Annotated in this window: 23 protein-coding genes; 22 read left to right on the top strand and 1 reads right to left on the bottom strand. The window is 48.7% G+C overall.

All coding sequences use genetic code 11. The features are described 5' to 3' along the window. Positions 1 to 124: 124 nt before the first annotated feature. The 15 genes from NE619_RS16900 (at position 125) to NE619_RS16830 (ending at position 14,472) form a co-directional block, all read left to right on the top strand. Positions 125 to 520: a minor capsid protein gene (locus NE619_RS16900; protein ID WP_256133648.1), complete on the top strand. Its 396-nt coding sequence runs from the start codon at positions 125 to 127 to the stop codon at positions 518 to 520. 7 nt (positions 521 to 527) lie between these two features. Beyond that, entirely contained in the window at positions 528 to 974 is a 447-nt protein-coding gene (locus NE619_RS16895; protein ID WP_256133647.1) for a phage tail tube protein, read from the top strand. 42 nt (positions 975 to 1,016) lie between these two features. Further along, complete coding sequence (locus tag NE619_RS16890) at positions 1,017 to 1,313, top strand: hypothetical protein (RefSeq protein WP_256133646.1); 297 nt, start codon at positions 1,017 to 1,019, stop codon at positions 1,311 to 1,313. After that, positions 1,279 to 1,659: a Gp15 family bacteriophage protein gene (locus tag NE619_RS16885; protein WP_256133645.1), complete on the top strand. Its 381-nt coding sequence runs from the start codon at positions 1,279 to 1,281 to the stop codon at positions 1,657 to 1,659. The genes NE619_RS16890 and NE619_RS16885 overlap by 35 nt, the downstream gene beginning before the upstream one ends. A 360-nt stretch (positions 1,660 to 2,019) precedes the next feature. Further along, positions 2,020 to 4,938: a phage tail protein gene (locus NE619_RS16880; protein ID WP_256133644.1), complete on the top strand. Its 2,919-nt coding sequence runs from the start codon at positions 2,020 to 2,022 to the stop codon at positions 4,936 to 4,938. A gap of 2 nt (positions 4,939 to 4,940) precedes the next feature. Beyond that, entirely contained in the window at positions 4,941 to 5,285 is a 345-nt protein-coding gene (locus NE619_RS16875; protein WP_256133643.1) for a hypothetical protein, read from the top strand. Between the two features lie 4 nt (positions 5,286 to 5,289). Next, on the top strand, positions 5,290 to 7,539 hold the full coding sequence (locus tag NE619_RS16870) for a hypothetical protein (protein WP_256133642.1): 2,250 nt from the start codon (positions 5,290 to 5,292) through the stop codon (positions 7,537 to 7,539). Between the two features lie 14 nt (positions 7,540 to 7,553). Continuing rightward, positions 7,554 to 8,420, top strand: coding sequence for a hypothetical protein (locus NE619_RS16865; RefSeq protein ID WP_256133641.1), 867 nt, complete (start codon positions 7,554 to 7,556; stop codon positions 8,418 to 8,420). A gap of 402 nt (positions 8,421 to 8,822) precedes the next feature. Then, the gene (locus NE619_RS16860) at positions 8,823 to 9,317 is read left to right on the top strand and encodes a hypothetical protein (protein ID WP_256133640.1); all 495 of its coding nucleotides are present in this window, start codon (positions 8,823 to 8,825) and stop codon (positions 9,315 to 9,317) included. Between the two features lie 399 nt (positions 9,318 to 9,716). Beyond that, on the top strand, positions 9,717 to 10,124 hold the full coding sequence (locus NE619_RS16855; protein ID WP_256133639.1) for a hypothetical protein: 408 nt from the start codon (positions 9,717 to 9,719) through the stop codon (positions 10,122 to 10,124). Positions 10,125 to 10,177: 53 nt separating this feature from the next. Next, positions 10,178 to 10,978: a C39 family peptidase gene (locus tag NE619_RS16850; RefSeq protein ID WP_256133638.1), complete on the top strand. Its 801-nt coding sequence runs from the start codon at positions 10,178 to 10,180 to the stop codon at positions 10,976 to 10,978. Between the two features lie 8 nt (positions 10,979 to 10,986). Next, positions 10,987 to 11,271, top strand: coding sequence for a CTP synthase (locus NE619_RS16845; RefSeq protein WP_256133637.1), 285 nt, complete (start codon positions 10,987 to 10,989; stop codon positions 11,269 to 11,271). 15 nt (positions 11,272 to 11,286) lie between these two features. Beyond that, entirely contained in the window at positions 11,287 to 11,604 is a 318-nt protein-coding gene (locus NE619_RS19045) for a holin (RefSeq protein ID WP_330640827.1), read from the top strand. A gap of 236 nt (positions 11,605 to 11,840) precedes the next feature. Further along, positions 11,841 to 12,632 carry a hypothetical protein gene (locus NE619_RS16835; protein ID WP_256133636.1) on the top strand — a complete coding sequence of 264 codons (792 nt, stop codon included), beginning with the start codon at positions 11,841 to 11,843 and terminating at the stop codon, positions 12,630 to 12,632. 430 nt (positions 12,633 to 13,062) lie between these two features. Continuing rightward, complete coding sequence (locus NE619_RS16830) at positions 13,063 to 14,472, top strand: aldehyde dehydrogenase family protein (RefSeq protein ID WP_256133635.1); 1,410 nt, start codon at positions 13,063 to 13,065, stop codon at positions 14,470 to 14,472. A gap of 64 nt (positions 14,473 to 14,536) precedes the next feature. On the opposite strand, the gene NE619_RS16825 is transcribed toward NE619_RS16830, so the two are convergent. Continuing rightward, positions 14,537 to 15,421, bottom strand: a complete 885-nt coding sequence (locus NE619_RS16825; protein WP_256133634.1) for a cation diffusion facilitator family transporter — start codon at positions 15,419 to 15,421, stop codon at positions 14,537 to 14,539. Positions 15,422 to 16,175: 754 nt separating this feature from the next. Between NE619_RS16825 and mtnA the strand changes: the two genes are divergently transcribed. From mtnA to NE619_RS16790, 7 genes are all read left to right on the top strand, one after another. Beyond that, positions 16,176 to 17,243, top strand: coding sequence for an S-methyl-5-thioribose-1-phosphate isomerase (gene mtnA / locus NE619_RS16820; protein WP_256133633.1), 1,068 nt, complete (start codon positions 16,176 to 16,178; stop codon positions 17,241 to 17,243). Continuing rightward, complete coding sequence (locus NE619_RS16815; protein ID WP_256133632.1) at positions 17,243 to 18,157, top strand: DMT family transporter; 915 nt, start codon at positions 17,243 to 17,245, stop codon at positions 18,155 to 18,157. Before mtnA ends, NE619_RS16815 begins: the two co-directional genes overlap by 1 nt. Positions 18,158 to 18,164: 7 nt before the next feature. Beyond that, positions 18,165 to 18,929 (top strand): segregation and condensation protein A, encoded by a 765-nt coding sequence (locus NE619_RS16810; RefSeq protein WP_256133631.1) that lies wholly within the window; start codon positions 18,165 to 18,167, stop codon positions 18,927 to 18,929. Beyond that, entirely contained in the window at positions 18,919 to 19,509 is a 591-nt protein-coding gene (scpB, locus tag NE619_RS16805; RefSeq protein ID WP_256133630.1) for an SMC-Scp complex subunit ScpB, read from the top strand. The genes NE619_RS16810 and scpB overlap by 11 nt, the downstream gene beginning before the upstream one ends. 97 nt (positions 19,510 to 19,606) lie before the next feature. Then, the gene (locus NE619_RS16800) at positions 19,607 to 20,932 is read left to right on the top strand and encodes an MATE family efflux transporter (RefSeq protein ID WP_256133629.1); all 1,326 of its coding nucleotides are present in this window, start codon (positions 19,607 to 19,609) and stop codon (positions 20,930 to 20,932) included. A 463-nt stretch (positions 20,933 to 21,395) separates the two neighbouring features. Beyond that, positions 21,396 to 22,277, top strand: a complete 882-nt coding sequence (locus NE619_RS16795; protein ID WP_256133628.1) for a D-alanyl-D-alanine carboxypeptidase family protein — start codon at positions 21,396 to 21,398, stop codon at positions 22,275 to 22,277. Positions 22,278 to 22,453: 176 nt separating this feature from the next. Then, on the top strand, positions 22,454 to 22,770 hold a 317-nt coding region (locus NE619_RS16790; RefSeq protein ID WP_256133627.1), incomplete at its 3' end, for an AAA family ATPase.

Below are 22,770 nucleotides of genomic sequence, written 5' to 3'. Positions count from 1 at the left end.
TTAAGACAGATGAAAACCCGAATGCGAGAGGTGAATGGTACGAGGATTGGCTGCCAGGCGGTAAAAAAGAAAGCTTTGCGCCAGAGGCGTTCAAAAAGTTCTACAAAAAGGAGAGTGGTGTTTAATGCTGGGGCTTGCAGAAGTGAGAGACTGGCTGAAAACATTCGGTATAGGCGAACATTTTTATATCGGAAAACTGGACAACAAAAAGGATAAATCGATTGGTATTTATCAGCGCAAGACAAGTGGCCCGCCAACGATACCGGTCGGCGGACTACAGAACAAAAAATATGATGTGAAGCCGATCTCCGTATTGGTGCATTGGAACAACAACGCCAACGATACGGAGCAGGCTTCTTTTTCATTGTTTGAAAAAATATTAAATATTTCTGATCTGATGATCGGCCAGACGCATATCAACTATGTGCGCCTGATGGTTCCGGAACCGCAGGACGTGGGGACGGACGATAAGGGCGTGTATGAACGGGTGATCTGGTTCGATCTGTACTATGAAAGGTAGGTAAGATATGGCAGGAAAAACAGGTGTATATCCATGCTATGAAAATCAGTTTCAAGTGAATTCGGCCACTTCTGGCGCAACGGCGTCAATGGTTGATATCGCGGACTGCGAGACGTTTGACGTGTCTTTTGATAATGGCGTGGAAGAATGGAACCCGTTTGATACGGAAGGATGGACAAGAAGGCTCCTGACATCAAAAGCGGTAACAATTTCCGTAACAGCAAAAAGGAACGTTGGAGATGCAGGAAACGATTTTATCGCAGGGCTGACTTTTAAAAACGGAAGAAATGCGGAAGCTGATTTTCAGTGGACGTTCCCGGACGGAACTACGGTGAAATTTACAGGTGCGGTTATCAGTGTCACCAATGTGGGCGCAGGCGACTCTACGGCTGTAGCTCCACTCGAATTTGAAGTAATGAGCAACGGCAAGCCGGAAGTAACGCCGGCAGCATAAGAGCGCGGGGCATCGACCCCCGCCTATTTTAGGAGGTAGAACATGAAAAAAGACATTACGGAAAAGCTGAATTTCAACGGAAATCCGTCACTTGTGGTGAACGGAACGGAGATTGAAGTCAATGCGGACGCGACAACGGTGCTGAAAGTTATGGGGGCCGTTGGGAATGAATCAGAGGTAACCCCCAAAATTATTGTACAGACGTATGAAACAATTTTTGTGGAAAAAGAGCGTAAAAAAATTGAAAAATTGAAGCTCAATATGGAAGATTTTCAGACGCTGGTTAATGAGGCGATCGGCATGATTGCAGGGGAAGTGGAAAAACCGGGAGAGCAGTGACCCGTACTACGATCTGATTGATGACTTCGACCTGATCGTGTCATCCTTTCAGACGCAGTACGGGATTCGTTTGTCACGCGATCTTGATGGCATGAAGTGGGACGAATTTAAAGATCTTGTCTCGGGGCTGAACGATAAAACGCCACTTGGGAACATTGTAGCCATTCGGTCTGAGAGCGACAAAGACGTCTTAAAGTCTTTCAACCGTCATCAGCATAGAATTAGGAATGAATGGCGAAAACGGCAGGCGGGAGAGCTCACCCAGGATCAAATGAAGCAACTCCTCGATGGCCTGAAACAAGGATTTATAGAATTGGCAGGTGGTAGCGATAAAAAAGAAAGTTAAATGCCCTTACTGCGGCTACCTGATGCCGATTGAATATGATGAGAAGGCCAAAGTAAGGGGTCTTTTTGTCAGATGCAAGGGCAGAAATTGCAAGAAGAAATTTGAGATAAGAATAAGTTGAGTCAAGTAGTGCCATGATGTGCCGATGACCACAGAAGGCAGGTGTATGTCATGGCCGCTACGAGCGTAGGCCAGATTGGTCTTGATCTGGTCGTAAACAGTAATCAATTTAATAAACAGATGGCCGGAATTAACAATCTGGCAAAAAAGGCCGGTGCTGCTCTGGCAGGAGCGTTTGCGGTAAAAAAGCTGGTCGAGTTTGGGGCATCCTGCATTGACCTGGGTTCCGATCTGGCGGAAGTGCAAAACGTTGTTGACGTTACTTTCCCGAAAATGACAGAGCAAGTAAACGCTTTTGCGCAGAGCGCTGCCGGCAGCTTCGGACTGTCTGAGACGATGGCGAAGCGGTTTACCGGGACCTTCGGCGCGATGTCAAAGGCGTTTGGATTTTCCGAAGAGGAAGCTTACAGTATGTCCACGGCCCTGACCGGACTGGCTGGGGATGTGGCGTCCTTTTATAACATTAGTCAGGACGAAGCCTATACAAAGCTGAAATCGGTGTTTACGGGCGAAACGGAGACCCTTAAGGATCTTGGTATCGTCATGACGCAGAATGCTTTGGACGCGTATGCAATGGCAAACGGGTTCGGGCGAACCACACAGGCCATGAGCGAGGCCGAAAAGGTAGCGCTGCGGTACCAGTTCGTCATGGATCAGTTGTCCTTGGCACAGGGAGACTTTGCCCGGACATCGGACAGCTGGGCGAACCAGACCCGAATCCTGAAATTGCAATTTGATTCGATCAAGGCGACGCTTGGACAAGGGTTTATCAACCTGTTCACGCCGATCCTGAAAGCGATTAACACGCTTTTGGGCAAGCTTGCGACGCTGGCCAACGCCTTCAAGTCCTTCACGGAGCTGATTACGGGCAAGAAGTCAACTGCGACGGCGGCATCCGGTATGGGCGATGTAGCCGCGGCAGCCGACGAAGCGTCTTCCGGGGTGGGGAGCGTTGGGGACGCGGCAAAATCGACCGCCAAAAAGACGAAAGAAGCCACCAAGGCGCTGATGGGTTTCGACTCGATCAATAAGCTGAGCAAAGAAGATACAGGATCAAGTTCTGGTGGTGGATCAGGAGGAGCTGGGGTCGATTACGGCTCTCTTGCTACAGGCGATAATGTTCTCGATCAAACTGACAAAAAGATGTCGGCGCTTATGGAGCGCTTCAAAGAGCTGGCTGCGCTTTTTGCGATTGGGTTTAAGATTGGGGCAGGCGATCTATCGGTAATTGATACGATAAAAAAGAACCTGCAGGATATAAAGAGTCGCTTAGTTGACATTTTCACAAATAAGAGAGTGACGGGTGCGGCAAATACTTTTTTCAACAGTTTTGCCTATAACCTTGGGCGTGTCGCCGGCTCCTTCGTGTCGATCGGACTGACAATTGCAGATAACTTAACGGGCGGATTTGCCAGATATCTGGAACAAAGCAAAAAGTACATACAAGACAGAATCGTAGGGATTTTTGACGCGTCAACGCGGATTACGCAGCTGACCGGAAACTATTACACGGCGCTGGCCGATGTTTTTACCATGTTTCGCTCCAAGGAGGCGAAACAAATTACAGCGGATATCATATCGGTGTTTTCTGATGGATTCATTGGTGTGATTGACTTGGCTCTCAAAGTGGGCGGTGATGTGGTCAACGTCGTAACAGCGCCATTTGTCCGTAATACAGGGAAAATTAAAACGGCGCTGCACAATACATTAAAACCAATCAGTCAGGTTACTTCGACCATATCGGAGTTCGTTAAAGATACGTTTGAGTCCATATTTGCCGCTTACGACAAATATATCCGTCCGGCATTTGATAAAATCGCAAATGGATTCACGACGATATTTGGAGGGATGTTGGACGGGTATAACAAATATCTGGCACCGGTGTTATCGAAAATCGCAAAAGAATTTGGAGAAGTCAAAGATAAGTACATCCAGCCTTTTGTCGATAAATTGATTGACGTTTTTGGTAAGCTGGCTGAGCTTGTGGCTACGGTATGGGAAAAAATCAGTCCATTTGTTGCATGGCTCGTTGAACATTTTTTTGCTGTCGTTGCATCGAAAGTTAGCAGTATTTGGACTGTTGTAAAGACTGCTGTTAGCATGATTGCGGGCGTATTGAATGGGTTACTCACGACGCTGGGCGGCATTATTGATTTCGTAACTGGTGTTTTGACCGGCGACTGGAGCAAGGCTTGGAACGGTATTAAAGATATCTTTGGCGGCGTAGTACAGGCGATTAAAGGCATCTTTGAACCAATAGCCGACTGGTTTAAAGAAAAGGTGGCTGCCATAAAGGCCCATTTTGAAAATATTGGCGCATGGTTCGGAGAAAAGTTTAGTGCTGCTTGGGAAGCCATTAAAGTTCCGTTCAGTGCTATTGGATCGTGGTTTTCTGAAAAATATACAGCGATTAAAAACGTGTTTGACAGCGTAGGTTCTTGGTTTTCCGAAAAATTCAAGGGCGCATATACGGCTGTAAAGAATGCGTTTTCATCAATTGGGTCATGGTTCTCGGATAAATGGACCGCTATTAAGAATGTTTTTTCAAACATAAAAACGTGGTTTGGCGATAAGTTTAAATCAGCTTGGGAAGCGGTTAAAAAGCCGTTTGAAAAAGTTGGAAGCTTCTTTGGCGGCATCTGGGACACGATAAAAAGTAAATTCAAAAGCATTGGAACTAAAATTGGAGACGCAATTGGAGGGGCTTTCAAATCTGCAATCAATGCGGTACTGCGGACGGTAGAAAAAGGCATTAATTGGGTTCCGAGGACGATTAATAAAGCGCTTGGACTTATAAATGATCTACCAGGCGTGGAAATTCCGTATATGCCTACAATCTCTTTGCCGCGATTGGCGCAGGGTGGCTATGTAAAGGCCAACACGCCGCAGCTTGCCATGATCGGCGATAACCGGCATCAAGGCGAAGTCGTGGCACCCGAGGATAAACTGAGACAAATGGCGATGGACGCGGTAAAGGCCGCGGGAGTCGGCGGTGGTATAACGAAAGCAGACTTGAAAGAATTGCTTGACAACATGACGATGATTTTAGTTGCCACACTTGAGAGCATTGGAATTAATGTGGACTCGGAAGAAGTGGCGAAATTGGTAGATAAAGGGCGGCGGAGCATGAACAGAAGATATTCGCCGGTAGGAGAATAAGCATGAGTTTTTTGTTTCAGGCGGGCGGGGTGGATTTACCATCCCCCGTATCCATAACGATAAATAACGAGCTGATCTGGTCATCCGACACGGGCAGGACCCAGTCCGGCAAAATGGCGGGATCAGTTGTCGCAGAAAAGAAAAACATAAGCGTGAAATGGGGCATTTTGACAGAAGCTCAACTCACGAAAATAAAGAAAAATCTACCACACGGTTTTTTTAAAATAAAGCTAATGGACTTAACTCTGACCGTTTATCGTGGAACGATTGGAAGCGATCTGCTGGGGGACCCGGGCGATGGAATCGTTCGATATAAAAGCGCGTCCGTTGATTTGATCGAAAGGTAAAAAGATGATACCAGTAAGCGAAGCATACAAAAACACAGATAAATACAACCGAAAGTATCGGGCGCTGGTCAAGGTTCAGCTGGCCGACACGACACAATTGACCATCGACGACGATAACATCATGTCCGGCGGATTGTCGATTGAGACAGCAACCAGCCAGTCAAACAGTTTTGAGGTCGGCAGCATGGTGATCGCGAAACTGACGCTGCGCATATCCAATGCAGAAGAAGAGTTTACGCCATATGACTTTACCGGGGCAAAGATAACGGTAAAGATCGGTCTTGACCTGGAAGACGGCACGACGGAATGGCTGGACAAAGGGGTTTACATATCCGAGCGTGCGGCAACTTCCGGGAGCGTCTGGACCATCACGGCCTATGACAACATGGCAAGGCTGGATCAGGACTACAGCAAGAGTAACCTGACCTACCCGGCAACCTTCCGCCAGATTGCGAACGACGCCTGCAATGTCTGCGGGCTGGTGCTGACGCCGGATAGCTGGGCCGGCGAGAATTACGTCTTTGAGAAACGGCCCGAGGGTGAGAACATGACCTTCCGGGCCGTCTTATCTTATGCGGCGCAAATAACCGGGAATTATGGCTACTGCGACACGCAGGGGCGGCTGTCCTTTGACTGGTACGACGTGGACACGCTGCGGCATTATGGTTATGACGGCGGCCGCTTTGATGATTATGACGTAAACGTCTACACGACCGGGGACACCTGCGACGGCGGAACCTTCTTTGACTACACAAGCGGTGACACCTTTGACGATGGCACCTTTGAGGCATGGGCCGAAGAGCATAGTCTTTACGATGCGGCTTCTCTCAACGTGGAATTATGGGACGTGCTGATTACCGGCGTGCGAGTTAGCACAAAAGAAATGTTTACGGCTGAGACTGTAGACGATGAAGGCAACGTGGAGACGACCGAGGAAGAACGATCTGCAACATATCTGTACGGCGAAGAAGGTTATGTCCTAACGATTGAAAACAACCCCATGATCCCGGTCGCAAAGGTACAGGAAGTGGCAGAGCTGGTCGGCAGCCGGATCGTGGGCGTGCGCTTTAGGCCGCTGGAAGTGACGATGCAGTCCGATCCTTGCATTGATGCCGGGGATCTGGCGACGGTGACGGACTACCGGGGCCTGACTTACAGCACGGTATTGACCAATGTAACCTATCAATTAGGCGGCAACAGTAAATACAGCTGCGGGGCCGTGAGCACATCGGAGCAGGCCAGCCAGAGGCCGAGCGCGGCGGATCAGAAGATCGAGCAGACGAAGAGACATACAGACGCGAAGATCCAGAACCATAGGACAGAAATGCAGCGGCTGACCGGGTTGGTTACGAAGTCTCTAGGAGTCTTTAAAACCGAAGTTCGGCAGGAAGATGGTAGCTACATCTATTATATGCACGATAAACCCAAGTTGGAGGAATCCGGCACGCTCTGGCGAATGTCTGCGGGCGTGTTTAGCGTGTCTACGGACGGCGGGCGCACCTGGAACGCCGGAATTGACGCAGATGGGAATGCAGTTGTGAATATGCTGTCGGCCATCGGAATTAATTTTGACTGGGCCAGAGGCGGCACGTTGACGCTGGGCGGCAGGAGCAACGCAAACGGGCGGTTTTCACTTTTGGCCAACGACGATACCGAAATGATCCGCATGGACTATGACGGCATTAAGCTGGCCGGCGGTGCGTCGTTAATGTCAGCGAATGGCGTCTGCGGGAACCTGCAATTTATCAGTAACGGCGGCGCCCCGGCTTTTCTGGGAAGCGGAACGGAGCTATATCTGGAGGGGATGGCAGGGAGCATCTATATCTATGTGAATATCCCGGACAATTACGTTGTAGAAAAGGCCACTCTGACACTGAAAAGCAATGCGGGCATCTGGAATAAATGGGAAGGTGAAGGAGCGGTCACAGGCTATTCCCGTAACATTAAACTCTATAAAGGAACGGCAAACGCGGGGCTTGCGATGGGTGGCGATTTGCCGGGTAATGCGGATATATCTTCCGTAGGAGACTGGCAGCAGATTACCAGCGGTGGGTTTGCGACGGCAGGAATTACCGGAAGCATGACACAGGCGACAAAAACGATCGTATCCGGAAATCTGGCACCGGTGCTATCAGCTGGCCTTAATGTATTAAGACTGACCGCACAGGAATCGTCAGCGGCAGCAGACACGGCGATGGCTTACGTGGGTACCGGAATAGCGGTTTTAGATGTAATTGGTTACAGCAGAAATTAAGAAAGGAAGAAAGTATGGCAATACAAGACAGGCGTGGAGCCTATACGGATTTCAAGCCGGAAAAATTAAAATCCGGCGAATGGGCCACGGTCCTTAGTGGGGACCCGAACGCTGCGGATGGCCGGGCCACATATAAATGCTATGAACCCGGCGTGGTTAAGCGGATGGCAACCTTTGAAGATATGGAAGAAAACGTGGAGTTGTCTCTTGACCATATCTTCGACCGGTTCACGGCGGATATGCAGACGGCTTTTGCGAATGCCAACACTGCCCTTGCGACGATGCAAACGGCGACTACAGAGGCAAATAGTGCAGCCAGTGCCGCAAATGATATAGCGGCTTTAGTGCAGCAGAAATTGAACGCAGGGGACTTTAACGGGAAACCGGCGAGTGTGTCGGTAGGCAACGTGACAACCGGCGCACCTGGGAGCAAGGCGCAGATCACGGCGAGAGGCACGTCAACGGACGTGATTTTAGACTTCACGATTCCGCAGGGAGCCAAGGGAGCCAAGGGAGAAACAGGAACCGTGGAAAACCTCTCCGATCAAAAAGTAACCTTTACGGTCGCAGATAGTGACGTGGACATTGAGACCGCCGAGACACTTGCCACGATCTTCGGGAAATTGCTCAAGAGCGTGCAGACGCTCCGGACCGGGCTGGCTGGCAAGGCAGCAGCAAGTCACAATCATAGCACAACGAACATAACGTCCGGAACGCTCCCGGTTGCCCGCGGCGGAACCGGCCAAGCAAATACTGCTGCGGTGAAATCCGCATTTGGTATTACGGCATTGGAAAATAGTTTGGAAAACATCCTAACTGCTGAAACCATTGCGGCCGCAGAAGCAGCCAGCATTGATCTAACGTCGGGGGGGGGGTACTAAATCTTAATAGATTGGTGCAGGCCCTGCTGGTTAATGCGGTTGTTGAGGAATATGACAGCGGTATCTGGCATGTTATCAAATATGCGAATGGTAAAGCGGAATGTTGGGGACATAATACTTTAAATGTTGCCTTTAAAGACGCTGGTCCGTATGGAGGATATATGTCCCCTGTATTGACTGTTACATATCCATTTGTGCCTACGGAACCCCCAGTTGCGTATATTTCTGGAGATACGACAAATCAGATTATAGTCACCTTTGTGATTCCAAGATTGACGGAAATCACATACAGAATTTACAATAGCGCTCCGTGTAATGGTACTGCCGCACTTAATTATTACGTGGTTGGCAAATGGAAATAAAGACACCTCTCCCATCCGGAGAGGTGGGAAAGGAAAGAATATGAATGGAATTGAACAATTGAACAAAGGCTTGCAAGGCGTTTTTAAACTGCTTGCGGCCCGAAATAAAGAACTGTGGACGGGGAGGCTCACCAATGCGGGGGTTATAACCGTACCGGAGATGGACAACTACAGCGTGGTACACGCCGTCTTAAATGGCGGGATACACGTCACGCTCGAAAGATCTGAAAGTGGTAACTTTGTAGGTGGAGGAATTCTGGCTCCCTGGTCTTCCGGCGCACAGATAACTGGACAAATATGCCTGATAAAGAGTGAGCAAAAATATACGCTCAGCAATGACTATTCGTCGTTTATGACACATGGCTACAGTACGAGCCACGGAGAGAAAAATAACTTCGAAGTGTCAACCGGCGCTTACATCGTTAAAATCATAGGCGTGGAACCAATACCGGCTAAAATTTTGTCGGGGGGGGGGGCACTACTTAAGAGAGTATTTGCGCCTCTTACAGGACCGGTTAGGGGGTGTTTGGCATGAGCGATATCAACGCATTAAACACTCTCTTACAATGTATGCTTGGAGGACTAAAAGTCGAGACCTCCGACATATGGTCCTACATAAAACTACCCAACGGGATTGCGGTATGCTGGGGTACCTACACAGAGAAAAAGACGCATTATATACAGGTTTCACCTCTATACGGGTACCAAACATCAAAGATTATGTTCCCGTTTACGTTTTCCGATCGGCCAAAAGCTTTTGTGTCGATGTCAATCGGGTCGGGATTGGGATTTTACTCAAGTTTCCTGCCGGGTACAGACGGAATGGCCTGTTATGGGGCAAGCACAACATCCAATACGGCAGGGGTATCAATAACCTGCGATATGCTAATTATTGGCCGCTGGAAGTAACCATCCCTGAGAGGGGGTGTGCAGCGTGAGTTACACAGCGGAACAGATGCAGGCAATGCATAACAAACTTATGCAGGAGCTAATCGCCAGAACGGATGATACCGGTTGGGTAGAAATACCACTCTCCGGCTACAACGTGATCTGGAGCGTTGGCACCGTAAGAGCGAGACGGATCGGCAACATCGTGACCCTTACGGTCTACAATATACGCACAACGCAAACAGTGAGTAATGTTGTACGAGTTGTGAATGATTTAGGGCAGTTTACGCCGAAATCAGACTTTGCGATACCTGTGGCCGCCATGCCGAGCGCAGGTCTACAGTTTGGAGGGCTGTTTGTATTACGACCAAGCGGGATATTGGAATTGAGTCCAAGTGCGGTATATACGCCGAGTTATGGCGTCTACGGACATGCAACTTATATGATTGATTAAAAGACCTCCGGGTCTATTTTTATTGGCCAGGAATTGGCCGGAAAGGAATTATTATGGCAAAACAACCAAAAATTTATCGGCAGACCGATAAGCGATGGGCGAAAAAGCCTTACCGGGTAAAAGGAAAAGAAAACAGTACAATAGGCGGCTCCGGCTGCGGGCCAACGGCTGCGGCCATGCTGGTCGCAACCTTCGTTGACAGCAAAGAGACGCCAGTCACGGCTTGCAGCTGGGCCATGAAGCACGGATATAAGGCAGTAGGGCAGGGAACCTATTACACTTTCTTTGAGGCCTATTTCCGGGCGCACGGCATGAAGTGCCAGCAGGTGTCGGGTGCAAACAGCTATCATAAGCGCAATACCAGCTCAGACAAAGAGGCTCTTGCGGCCCTCAAAGCCGGGAATTATGTCATTGCCTGCATGGGGCCGGGTCTGTGGACGAAAGGCGGCCACTTTGTACTTGCCTACAAATATGAAAATGGCAAGGTCTACATAAACGACCCGGCCAGCTCCGCAGCGGCAAGGGCAAAGAATACCTGGGACAAGTTCCAGCATGAGGCGAAATATTACTGGATCATTGATGCGCCAAAGGGCGCCACGCAGAAAGAGACAAAAAAGGAGACTGCGGCCACAAAAAAAGTCACCAAGAAGGCGACAAAGAAAAAGGCGTACAAGGCTACTGTGATCGCAAAAGCCGGCTTAAACGTCCGCACCGGCCCGGGAACAAAGTATAAAAGGGTCAAAGCGCTCAAATATAAGATAAGCGTCACGGTCTATGAGACTAAAGGCGGATGGGGCAAAATCCATAAAACGAAAAATAGATGGGTTTGTCTCAAATACACAAAAAAGAAGTAGGTGGCAGAATGGACATTCAAACGATTCTCGCTGTCTGCGGGGCAATCGTGCTGGTCAGCAACGCGGGAGCGGCTGTGTATCGCTGGATACGCCCGGCCCTGTCAGTTACGAATGACGTAAAGCTGCTGAAAGAGCACGATCAGAAAGACTATGAAGCGCTCCAACACCTCAATCGGATGAACCGGGCGCAATGCCGGGCGATGATGTGCATCATCAATCACATGATAGATGGCAATGGAGTTGAGAAGATGAAAGAGACCCGTGAGCAGATCACGGATATTTTAGGAGAATGAGAAAGGAAGAATAACATGATGAAAGACTGGATAAGAAAAGCTGGAATAAGAGCAATCAAAACCGTTGCTCAGGCAGCGGTCGCCATGATCGGCACCGCCGCAGTAATAAGTGACGTGGACTGGCGCATGGTCGTAAGTGCTGCACTGCTGGCCGGAGTGCTGTCGCTTCTCACGTCAGTGGCCGGGTTGCCGGAACTGACGGCGGACGAATCGACAGAAGAGACGACTCTGAGCGAACAGGAAGCCGATGCACTGATTAATGCGGATATCGACAATGCGGCAGCGGATAAGGCTGCGGCAGAAGAAGACGAAGAAACTGGCATGGAAGGATAATTACATAATAGACACAGCAAGTCCCGGGGGAGCAATATCCTGCCGGGGCTTTTTTGATAAGAAGTATTCAATATACCTTCGGGAACAAGATTGAAATTATCCATAGAAGTGTTATGATAAAGGTGAAAAAAGGATATGCGCATACCTAATTCAAAGTGTTTTTTAGCAGGAAAAGCTTTAATTGGTATGCTTTTTTAATGGGAAAAAATAGTACGTTCACAAAGAGGAGAGCTGTGATGAAGGAGAATGATCCAATGGTTATATTAACGTTTCTTGGGTGCTTGGTTTCGCTTGCGTCGTTTATTGTAGCTGAAATGGCGTATCGAAGTGTCAATAAACTCAATACTACTCAGCTTAATGAAATTAGCAAGGCGAATAAACCTTTACTATTCATAGCACATTTGAATGGGTATCCTGCCTACATAAATCAAAAAATGATAAAAGACAACTGGAAAATACAGGATATTTTTAAGAAAAAACAGAAGGCATACATAGAGTATTTGGATGATGATGATAAGTCAACAAGACTTGTTGAAGATGAAGGCACAGGACAAATAGAAAAAAATAAGAGAGCGTTGATATTGAATCTACTAACTAATGAAGATGATGTAAAGGCTAATATATGCACTACAGAGATTGTTCTTCAAAATGGGGGTGCTGATTTACAGTCCTATCAGTTGGATAAAGTAGTAATACATTATTCAAGTGGGCAAATAAAAACTTTGGATGGAGATAAACAGGCATATCAATGCTATATAGAAAAAGGAGGAACGTTTAATCTTTGGCTAACGGAAATCACAAATAATGACCAGGGCACTATTTGCGATATGGGCAAAATAACAGGGGAAAAAAGCCAATATGCACCACTAGAAGATATTCTGTATATGGCGGTCGGTAAAAATTTTTTGAACTATAACATCTTAGAAATACAAACGACGCTGACAAATATCAGGGGCGAAAAATGTTCATATAATATAATTGTAGAAGTAAAAAATGGAAGAGTGACAACAAGGACAGAGCCTATTTAATTGAAACTAACAGATGCAAGTGACGTAAAATCCAACGTACCATAGCAGCCCTGAAAGCCTTCAAAAATTATCACTTTTTTATCACTAAAGTTGTGGATAAGTACTGTTTTTTATCGAAAAACGTCAAAAGTTACTAAAAGTTATTACTTGTATTGAAAGTGGTTAAGCGTTGAAATTTCAACAAAACTACCGCATTGCTTGAAAACGCTGGATTTCATTTTACGAAAATCCAAAAATGCGAGTTGCGGGTCCCTTTTTGTCCTTTTTCAGGACCAAAAGGCATTTTCCCCCGAAACTGATGTCCGCACAGCCGGGGGATTTTTTGTTTTTTGACGCAAACTTGGTCACCAAAAGGAATTTTTGCCTGTCAATTGGAGTTTTTCTTCGCCTATTGGGAAAGCTAAAAGAAAAAGTATCCAAGGAGGAAACTATGATCAATTATGATTTGTACATTGACGGCAAGTGGATGGCGAGTACCGGAAGCAGCCGTATAGAAGTGGAAGATCCGGCAACGCGGCAGGTGATCGGTTCTGTGCCGCGGGGAACAAAGGAGGACGTGGATAAGGCGGTAGCTGCGGCAAAGAAGGCTTTCCCGGAATGGTCCCGGACTTCGGCAAAGGAACGCGGCCGGATATTGAGGAAGGTCGGCGATCTTATGGAACAGCGCAAAACCGACTTCGCGAGGGTGATTTCTTTGGAGCTGGGGATGCCCATCAGGCATGTGGAAAAATGGCACTTGAAAAGCTCCATCAGAGAAGCGGTCTATTTTGCCCATATGGCAGAGAACTTTGAATATGAATACGAGGCGGAAGGCGGATGGGTGCGCAGGGAGCCTTTCGGCGTAATCGCCGGTTTAACGCCTTGGAACTATCCAATGGAGCAGATTACCATGAAGCTGTTTCCGGCCATTGCAGCGGGAAACTGTGTCGTTTTAAAGCCAAGTCAGGCTACCCCTCTGTGCGCCTGCATGCTGGCAAATATTTTTGAGGACGCAGGGCTTCCGCCGGGAGTGTTTAACATCGTAACAGGCGCGGGCGGTGAAGTGGGCAATTGCCTGGCTCTCCATCGGGATGTGGATATGCTTACCTTTACCGGATCCACTTCCGCAGGAAAGGAAGTGGGCGCGCTGGCCCTTTCCACAGTGAAGAAGATTACTTTGGAGCTGGGCGGCAAGTCGCCGCTGATCGTTTTGCCGGATGCTGACTTCAGGGCGGCTGCGGAAGAAGCGGTTTATTCGGTATTCATGAATACGGGACAAACCTGCTGTGCTTATACCAGAATGCTTGTCCCAAGAAAAAATAAAGAAGAGATCGAATCGTTTCTGGCAGAAGAAGCGGGCAGGTACAAGGTGGGAGCGCCGTCGGATCCGGATTCCGATATCGGGCCGCTGATTTCCAAACGGGCCTTTGAACGAGTAAAAGGCTATATTGAAAAGGGCATTGAAGAAGGCGCCCGTATGCTTGTAGGGGAAGTACCCGGTGAAATAAAAAAAGGCTACTATGTGAAGCCGGTCATTTTCACCGATGTAACCAATGATATGACCATTGCCAGAGAAGAAATCTTCGGCCCGGTATTATCGGTAATCAGCTATGATACGGTGGAAGAAGCGGTTGAGATTGCCAACGATACGCCCTATGGGCTGGACAGCGCCGTGTACGGCCCGGCGGAAGAGGCCTATGAGGTGGGATGCCGCATTCGTGCAGGAGGCGTGCACATCAATGGAGCTGACGCGCACATTACCTGTCCTTTCGGGGGATATAAGGAATCAGGACTGGGGCGCGAAGGCGGAACCTTTGGCTTTGAAGAATATTTGGAAGTAAAATCAGTATTCGGAAAATAACTGTAAAACGGAGCCTTGTGCAAAAAACGCGCATAGGCTCCATTTCTTTGATTCTGCTTTATTTTTATTTTGGCTCCGGTGCCGGAAGGACCCGGCATTCTTTCACCTCGTCGAACTTGGATTCAATAAACTGGCGAAGCTGGAAGCAGAGATTTGTGGACTCTTCCAGGGTTGTTTCTCCGGGAAGGAAAATTTTCATTTCTACATATATTTTGTCCCCAAAAATGCGAGTTCGTATCGTGCCCAAACGATAAGGCTTTGAGTAGGCAGCGGCAGCTTCGCGTATCCGATCTGCCGTATCCGGGTCGCAGGCCTGGTCCACCATCTTGTTGATGGCGCCCATGAAAATGGAAAGCGCTGCCTTGATGACGAAGAGGCAGATGATAACGCTGACCAGCGGGTCAAGAATAGCAAGTCCCGCCCGGGCGCCCAGAATACCGATAAAACTTCCGATGGAAGAAAGCGCATCCGCCCGGTTGTGCCAGGCGATGGCCATCAGTGAATCGGAATTGATTTTTTTCGCCGATAAGCGCATATACCAGTAAAGCCCTTCTTTGACCGCAATGGCAACAACCGCCGCCAACGCCGCCAGCAAGCTGGGTGCTTCTGCCGCCTCAAAGCTGCGTGAAAGTATTTTGTCCAGCCCCACATAGCCGATTCCCACGCCCACAACTCCCAAGATGATCGAGAGTATGATGGCCGCCACACATTCCATTCGCTCATGGCCGTAAGGATGCCGCGTATCCGGCGCCCGTGAAGCCATTTTTATTCCAATGATTACAATAAGTGTATCCACAGCATCAGCTGCGGAATGAACCGCATCGGAGATTAACGCACCCGACCTGCCCAATATTCCGGCGATAAGCTTCAGAAAGCATAAAAAGAGATTTCCGCCGATACTGACAAAGGAAACCCGCATTGTAATCTGTTCCCGTGACTGATTTTTCATAAATTCTAAATCCTTTCTCCTAATAGTTATATTACAAGAGCCGTCTTTTGTCAAAGCCCTCTGAAAATTTTGCGGCGCCGCCAACGCATCCTTTGTTGGAAGGTCTTGGGAAAGCGCCCAGGTCGCTGCCGGAAAGCTCCAAGTGCCGATTTATGTTCCAAACTGCCCTTTGGAGCTGCTGGGTGAATATATTTTTCTCAAATTGTTCAAGAAATGCAAACAATTCAAGCTGGTCTTGAAACGCAAAGAGCAAAATGGTTTGGGCTTATGTATAAATAAAAGCAAACTAGTGATTCAGACGGTGTGAACAGCTTGATTTTATGTTCACTTATGCTGAAAAAATGCCGTATGGAATATAAATCGCAGGTTTTGTGAAATTTCATCCGGCCTTTTCTGCGTAGGCCTTGACGGGGGAGGATTTTCTGCTGTAATTATGGACAGAGATTTGGTATAATAAACGCATGCGATTAGAACGGCGTTGCCGCAGGGATGCGTTTATTGAAATATGCTCGACGGGGCTCGCATATTATAATCTCCGCATGCGATTAGAACGGCGTTGCCGCAAGGATGCGTTTATTGAAATATGCTCGACAGGGCTCGCATATTATAATCTCCGCATGCGATTGGAACGGCGTTGCCTTTTTTTCCAGCGCTTTAGCGCTGCTGGAAAAACGGACAGCGAAGCGGAGCGGAGGAGCGAGCCGCAGGCGAACGTTGCCGCAAGGGTGTGCGGGGCGGAAAGGAATGGATTGCGATGATTACACCGGTTCGGTATGAGGATGATAAATTGATGATTTTGGATCAGACGCTGCTTCCGGGTGAGGAGCGGTATATTGAGCTGCGGACAAAGGAAGATGTCTGGAAAGCGATCAACAGGTTGCAGGTACGGGGCGCTCCGGCTATCGGGGTGGCGGCGGCTTACGGCGTCTATGTGGCGGTGAGGGATCTGGAATCGGAGAACTTCAATGATTTTGCCAGGGACTTTCATGGGGCGAAGGAGTACATAGCCACGGCCAGGCCGACGGCGGTGAATTTGTTTTGGGCGCTTGACCGGATGGAAAGAAAGCTTTTGGCCATGGGTGACGGTTTGTGCTTTGAGCCTTCCTGGGAGCAGGAGTTGAAATATATCAAGGAAGAGTTATTCAAAGAGGCGGAGGCGATTCGAAAAGAGGATGAAGAGGCGTGCCTGGCAATGGGGGAACACGGACTGTCTCTGCTGAAAAAGGGCATGGGCATTCTGACCCACTGCAATGCGGGGACTCTGGCGACGGCCAAATACGGAACCTGCCTGGCGCCTGTTTACTTAGGGCAGGAACGAGGCTATGATTTCAAAGTCTTCTCCGACGAGACGCGGCCGCTGCTGCAGGGAGCGCGCCTGACTTCCTGGGAGCTTTCGCAGGCAGGTGTGGACGTGACCCTCATCTGCGACAATATGGCGGCTTCGGTCATGAAACAGGGATGGATTGACGCAGTGGTGGTCGGCTGTGACAGGATGGCGGCGAACGGAGACGGAGCCAATAAGATCGGCACTTCCCAGGTGGCGATTCTGGCAAAGGAATACGGAATTCCCTTTTACATGTTTGTGCCCACTTCCACCATTGACCTGGCGACACCTACGGGCGGCGATATTGCCATCGAAGAACGAAAAGGCGAAGAAATTTACCAAATGTGGTATGAAAAGCCCATGGCACCAGCCGGAATCAAGACCTACAACCCCTCCTTTGATGTAACGGACCACCGCTATATTACAGCCGTGGTAACAGAGAAGGGGATCGTTTATCCGCCTTACGAAGAAAACCTGAGAAAGATCGTAAAGGGATAATGGACAAAGGTAAGAATATTTACTGGCTGATGGTACTGGCCGCTCTTTTCTGGGCGGGAGCCTTCATAGCGGGAAAATTCGCCGTGCCCTACATTCCAACCTTTACCTTAACCTTCCTCCGATTTTTCTTTGCTTCGCTGGTGTTGTTTTTTCTCACCGCGGCAGCCCGGAGAAAGGAAGGCGGAAAAGCGTTTCGCCTGAAAAGAGAACACGTACCGGTCTTTCTTTTTACCGGGATCGTGGGGATGTTCGGTTATCATGTGTTCTTTTTCATCGCCTTAAAATACACCACCGCCATCAACTCATCCATCATAGGTGCGATGAATCCCATCGTCACCACGATAATCGCAGCTCTGTTTCTGCGTGCGAAAATTCCCGGCAGGCAGGCTGTGGGAATTGCGCTTTCTTTTATCGGCGTTGTTCTTACGATTTCGGGAGCCAGCTGGCAGACGCTGAGCAGCATGAGTTTCAATAGGGGAGACCTGTGGATGCTGGCTGCCGTGGTGTGTTGGGCGGCGTATGGGGTATTCAGCAAGAGCAAAGGCTCCAAGATCCCGCCTTTCTGGCTGACCTACTATAGTTTTTTGGTCTGCACACTGATTTTGATTCCCTTTGCAGTCTGGGAAAAGCCGTGGAGGATTTTGGGGGAAATCCCGGCCGCGGGGTGGATTGCAGTGCTGTATATGAGCATCTTTGCGTCCGTGGGAGGCTATTTGATTCAGCAAATTGCCATCAAGCGAATCGGGCCCTCAAGGACTTCGATTTTCATCAACCTGGTGCCGGTTTTTTCCATGGCACTGGCCGTATTGATCTTAGGGGAAACGCTGGAACCGGTCAAGCTGGCTACCGCGGGTATTATCATCGCGGGCGTATGTATCTGCCAGCTTTCGGGCAGAGGAGAAGAGAAAGGATAATGGTAGTATGGGATATAAAGTGAAACTGGGGATTTTCGAGGGGCCTTTCGACCTGCTGGTCTATCTGATCGAAAACGCCCAGATGAATATTTATGACATCCAAATATCGGAGATCACCAGGCAATACCTGAGCTATATGGAAGCCATGAGAAAGCTGGATGTGCCTATGGCGGCGGAGTTCATGGTGCTGGCGGCGGCTTTGATCGAGATCAAGTCCAAGATGCTGCTGCCGAGGACAGCTCCCAGTGAAGAGGGTCCGGCGGCGGAAGATCCGCGGACGGATCTGGTGGAAAAGCTGTTGGAATACAAGCGTTTCAAGCTTTTGGCAGAGATGCTCCAGCAGCAGGAGGAGCAGGGACTGCGGATCATGGAAAAGCCCCAGGAAGATTTATCCGTCTATACGGGACAGCCCGATGAATATCTGGATCTGGATCTGCGTCAGTTTGTTTCTGCATTCAACCTTTTTCTCCGTAAAAAGAAAAAAGTGGAAGAAATCCGCAAGCACCACATTCGCAGCGAAAAGCAGCGGATCACGGCCGAGGCCAGAATGGCGGATATCCGGGACTTTTTCCGGGAGGACCCTTTCCGGGAAGCCGACTTCAAAGACCTGATTGAGCGGAAAGATGACAAGTACGATATCGCGCTGACCTTTTCCTCCCTTTTGGAAATGATGAAGGAAAAAAAGCTGGAGGCGGAGCAGAAATATATCTACGGCGATATTAAGGTGAAAGCTACAGAGTTCTTGATAAAAGGAGAAAGCGATGACGAGTAAAAAATCCATGAAATCAGCCTTTGAATCCATGATGTTCGTATGGGGCGAACCGCTGGATGTGAAGCTGGCGGCAGAGATATTCAATATTAACTGGCGGGATGCCTATGACTGTTTTAAAGAACTGGAGGATGAGTACGAGCAGGAAAACCGGGGAATCCGCATCCGCGAGATCAACAAGAGCTTTCAGTTCGTGACCCCGGAAGAAAACATCGAATATATCGAACGGCTGTGTACGCCGGTAAAACATAAGCGGCTTTCCCAGTCGGCACTGGAGGTTCTGGCGATTATCGCCTACAAGCAGCCGGTGACCAGGGGAGAGATCGAGGCTATCCGCGGCATCAAATGCGAAAGGGTCATCGAGGGGCTGCAGAGGAAGGAGCTGGTTTCGGAAGTGGGCCGCTCCACAGGCATCGGACGCCCGATTCTCTACGGAACTACGGATGTGTTCCTGAAAAACTTCGGCTTTAAAAACCTGAAAGAGCTTCCCGACATTGAGGATATCGAGGGGACGATCAATTCGGACGAGCCTTCCGACAGCGTGGATCTGCAGCAGATTGCCCTCACTTTGCCGGAAAAATAAAATAGTGAAAATACGGAATTAAAAAACAATCGTTTTTCCATTGTATCCAGCTTTGGTCAGGAGTATACTGGTAAAAGTATGGAGGGATAAAGAAAAAATGGAGTATCGATTTACAAATAAGGATTTGAGAAAACTGATTATACCGCTGATTATTGAGCAGTTTCTTCAAATTTTTGTGGGGCTGGCGGATTCGATTATGGTGGCCAGTGTGGGCGAGGCCGCGGTTTCCGGAGTTTCGCTGGTGGACTCTGTTTTTATACTTTTCATCAATATATTCGCTGCTCTCGCGACAGGCGGCGCTGTGGTTTCAGGTCAGTTCATAGGTCGCAAGGACCCGGAGTCCGGGTGCAGAGCGGCGTGGCAGATGCTGATTTTTATTGCGGTTTCCTCGGTAGTGGTGATGGTGGCCTGTTATCTCTGCCGCGACTTTATCTTACATCAGGTTTTCGGCAGCATTGATGCCGATGTCTATCATAACAGCCGTACCTATCTTTTGATCGTCTGCGCTTCGATTCCTTTTATCGCCCTGTATAACGGCGGCGCCGCAATCTTTCGCGCCATGGGCAACTCCAAGATTGCCATGGAAATGTCCCTTTTAATGAACAGCATCAATCTGGTGGGTAACGCAGTGCTGATCTTTGGCCTTCACATGGGTGTGGAGGGTGCCGCTATACCGACACTGGCCTCCCGCGTCATAGCTGCGGTCATTATCCTGAAACTGCTGTGCAGACAGGACAGATTGCTTCATATTCCAAGACCGTTTCTCTGGAAAGTTGATAAAAAACTATTAAAAAAAATCTTATATATCGGAATCCCCAACGGACTGGAAAACAGTATGTTTCAGCTGGGAAAAATCCTGGTCCTCAGTCTGGTATCCGGATTTGGAACCGCCGCTATCGCTGCCAATGCCATCGGCAACTATGTAGCTTTGTTCGCGATTCTGCCCGGTATGGCTCTGGGGCTTACGACGGTCACGGTCGTTTCCCAGTGCGTGGGAGCCGGCGATTACGACCAGGTCCGCTACTATACGAAAAAACTGGTAAAGCTGTGCTATCTGCTGCTGCTTGGCTTCAATGGGCTGGTGGTGCTGTCCCTGCCGTTGATTCTGCATGTTTACGGTTTGTCCGATGAAGCGAGCCAATTTGCGAAAGAAATCCTCATCTATCACTCCATCTGCGCAGTGACGATCTGGCCGCTTTCTTTTACCCTGCCCAATACGCTGCGGGCCTCCAATGATGTGGCTCTGACCATGCTGATCGCCATCATTTCCATGTGGGTCTTCCGGGTGGGATTCAGCTACCTTTTGGCGATTTACCTGGATATGCAGCTGTTCGGCGTCTGGGTCGCCATGACTATCGACTGGTTTTTCCGAGCCATATGCTTTGCGATCCGCTACCACGGCGCCAAATGGCAGAAGGGATAGAGAGGGGAAGACAGCGCAGTTTACGTTGGCGGCGGGGTGCCGAATCTTTATCCTCTCCGCTTTCTCCCCTGGTTCCAGCCCTTTTCATCCCGTCCCCCCCCTTGAATATCAATAGACGATCGGTGGCAGCACAATTTTGATAGTTTCACAGTGTTTTGGGAAAATAGAAGTGGCTAAATATCAATAAGGCGTATTTTATTATGCTGTTTTGATAATGTTATCTGGATTTTGCCGCATTTTTTTCTGAAAATGCCATTGAGCCTTGATGTAATTGTTTATTTTGATATTCTTTCCTTTTTTCCAAGGATACCAGGACAAGACTGCGAAACCTGCAAAAGAAACTGCAGAACCTGTGTGCAGTCTGAAAGCCGTCCCGTCGGCGAGAAATTTATTGGGAATTTGTATTGAAAAAGTATAAAATCTCCTGCAAAACAGTAATATGTTATGTAGGAGATTTTTGATTATGAAGAAAGTAAAGCTTGGTATTATTTTGGGCACACTGATGCTGTTGGCTATCGCTGTGGCCCTGGGTAAAAATTACGCGGCGCGGCAGACGGCGGCAGCTCCGGCTCCGGGCGTTTCGGCGGCGCAGGCTATTTTGGTGGACGGACAGACAGGAAAGGTCCTGTATGAAAAAAACGCTGACGAAAAAGCGTATCCTGCCAGCACGACTAAGATTATGACTGCTCTGCTGGTGTTGGAGACGCTGGAGGAGTACGACAGCCCTATCGACCAGAAGATAGCCGTGCCAAAGGAGGCGGTGGGAGTTGAAGGATCTTCGCTGTATTTAAAAGAAGGGGAGAAAATCAGTATTCAGGATCTTCTCTACGGTCTGATGCTCCGTTCAGGCAACGATGCGGCTGTAGCGCTGTCCATCATTGCGTCGGGGGATAAGGATCTCTTTGTGCAGCGGATGAACGAGAAGGCGGCGGAGCTGCACTGCAAAAACACCCATTTCATCAATCCCAACGGTCTCTTTGACGAAAACCATTATACCACAGTGCGGGATATGTCCATCATTGCCCGGGAAGCCATGTCCCACAAAGCTTTCCGCGCTATTGTGGCCGCCAAATCCTGGGATGCGGGCCGGGAAGAAAGCGAGTTCAACCATTTTTATAACAAGAACAAGACCGTTCATCAGTTCAAAGGCGGAAACGGTATAAAAATCGGTTTTACCAAGGCTTCGGGAAGAACACTGGTGGCCTCCGCCCAGCGGGACGGAAAAGAGGTGATCTGCGTAGTCATGGGTGCACCAAACTGGTTCGATGATTCGTATTTACTACTTTTTTTACAAAACAGAATAAGTGCCATGCATATAAAAAGGCTGTCTTTTCTTCAGATGTGATCTGAGTGAAAGAGAGTTTTTTTGTTTTACCGTAGAGTAGGAGAAAATGCTTGTAACATATTTTCCATTGGTTGGGCGTTGCCGTAAGGCTAAATATTTTATAGAAATTTTTACATAGCTGTTTCCAACCAAGGAAGCAGCTATCATATATTTTTTGGAAAGGAGGAGCCACCGTAATGTCAAATTGCAAAACCATCGCAATCGCTAACCAAAAAGGCGGCACAGGGAAAACAACGACCACTGTCAATCTAGGCATCGGCCTTGCCAATTCAGGTAAAAAAGTATTGCTGGTCGATGCGGACCCACAAGGAGATTTGACCACCTGCCTGGGCTGGCACAATCAAGACGAGCTGCCAATTACCCTATCCACCCAAATGGAACGGCTGATCCGCGATGAACCATTCCATTGCCGAGAAGGAATCTTACATCATGAGGAAAGCGTTGATCTCATACCGTCCAGTATCGAATTGTCCGGAATGGAAATGACGCTGGT

Origin of the sequence: Anaerovorax odorimutans, assembly GCF_024459955.1 — a bacterium.
Classification (GTDB): Bacteria; Bacillota; Clostridia; order Peptostreptococcales; family Anaerovoracaceae; genus Hominibacterium; species Hominibacterium odorimutans_A.
Note: the sequence above shows the minus strand (reverse complement) of the source record. Positions and strands in the feature narration are given on the sequence as shown.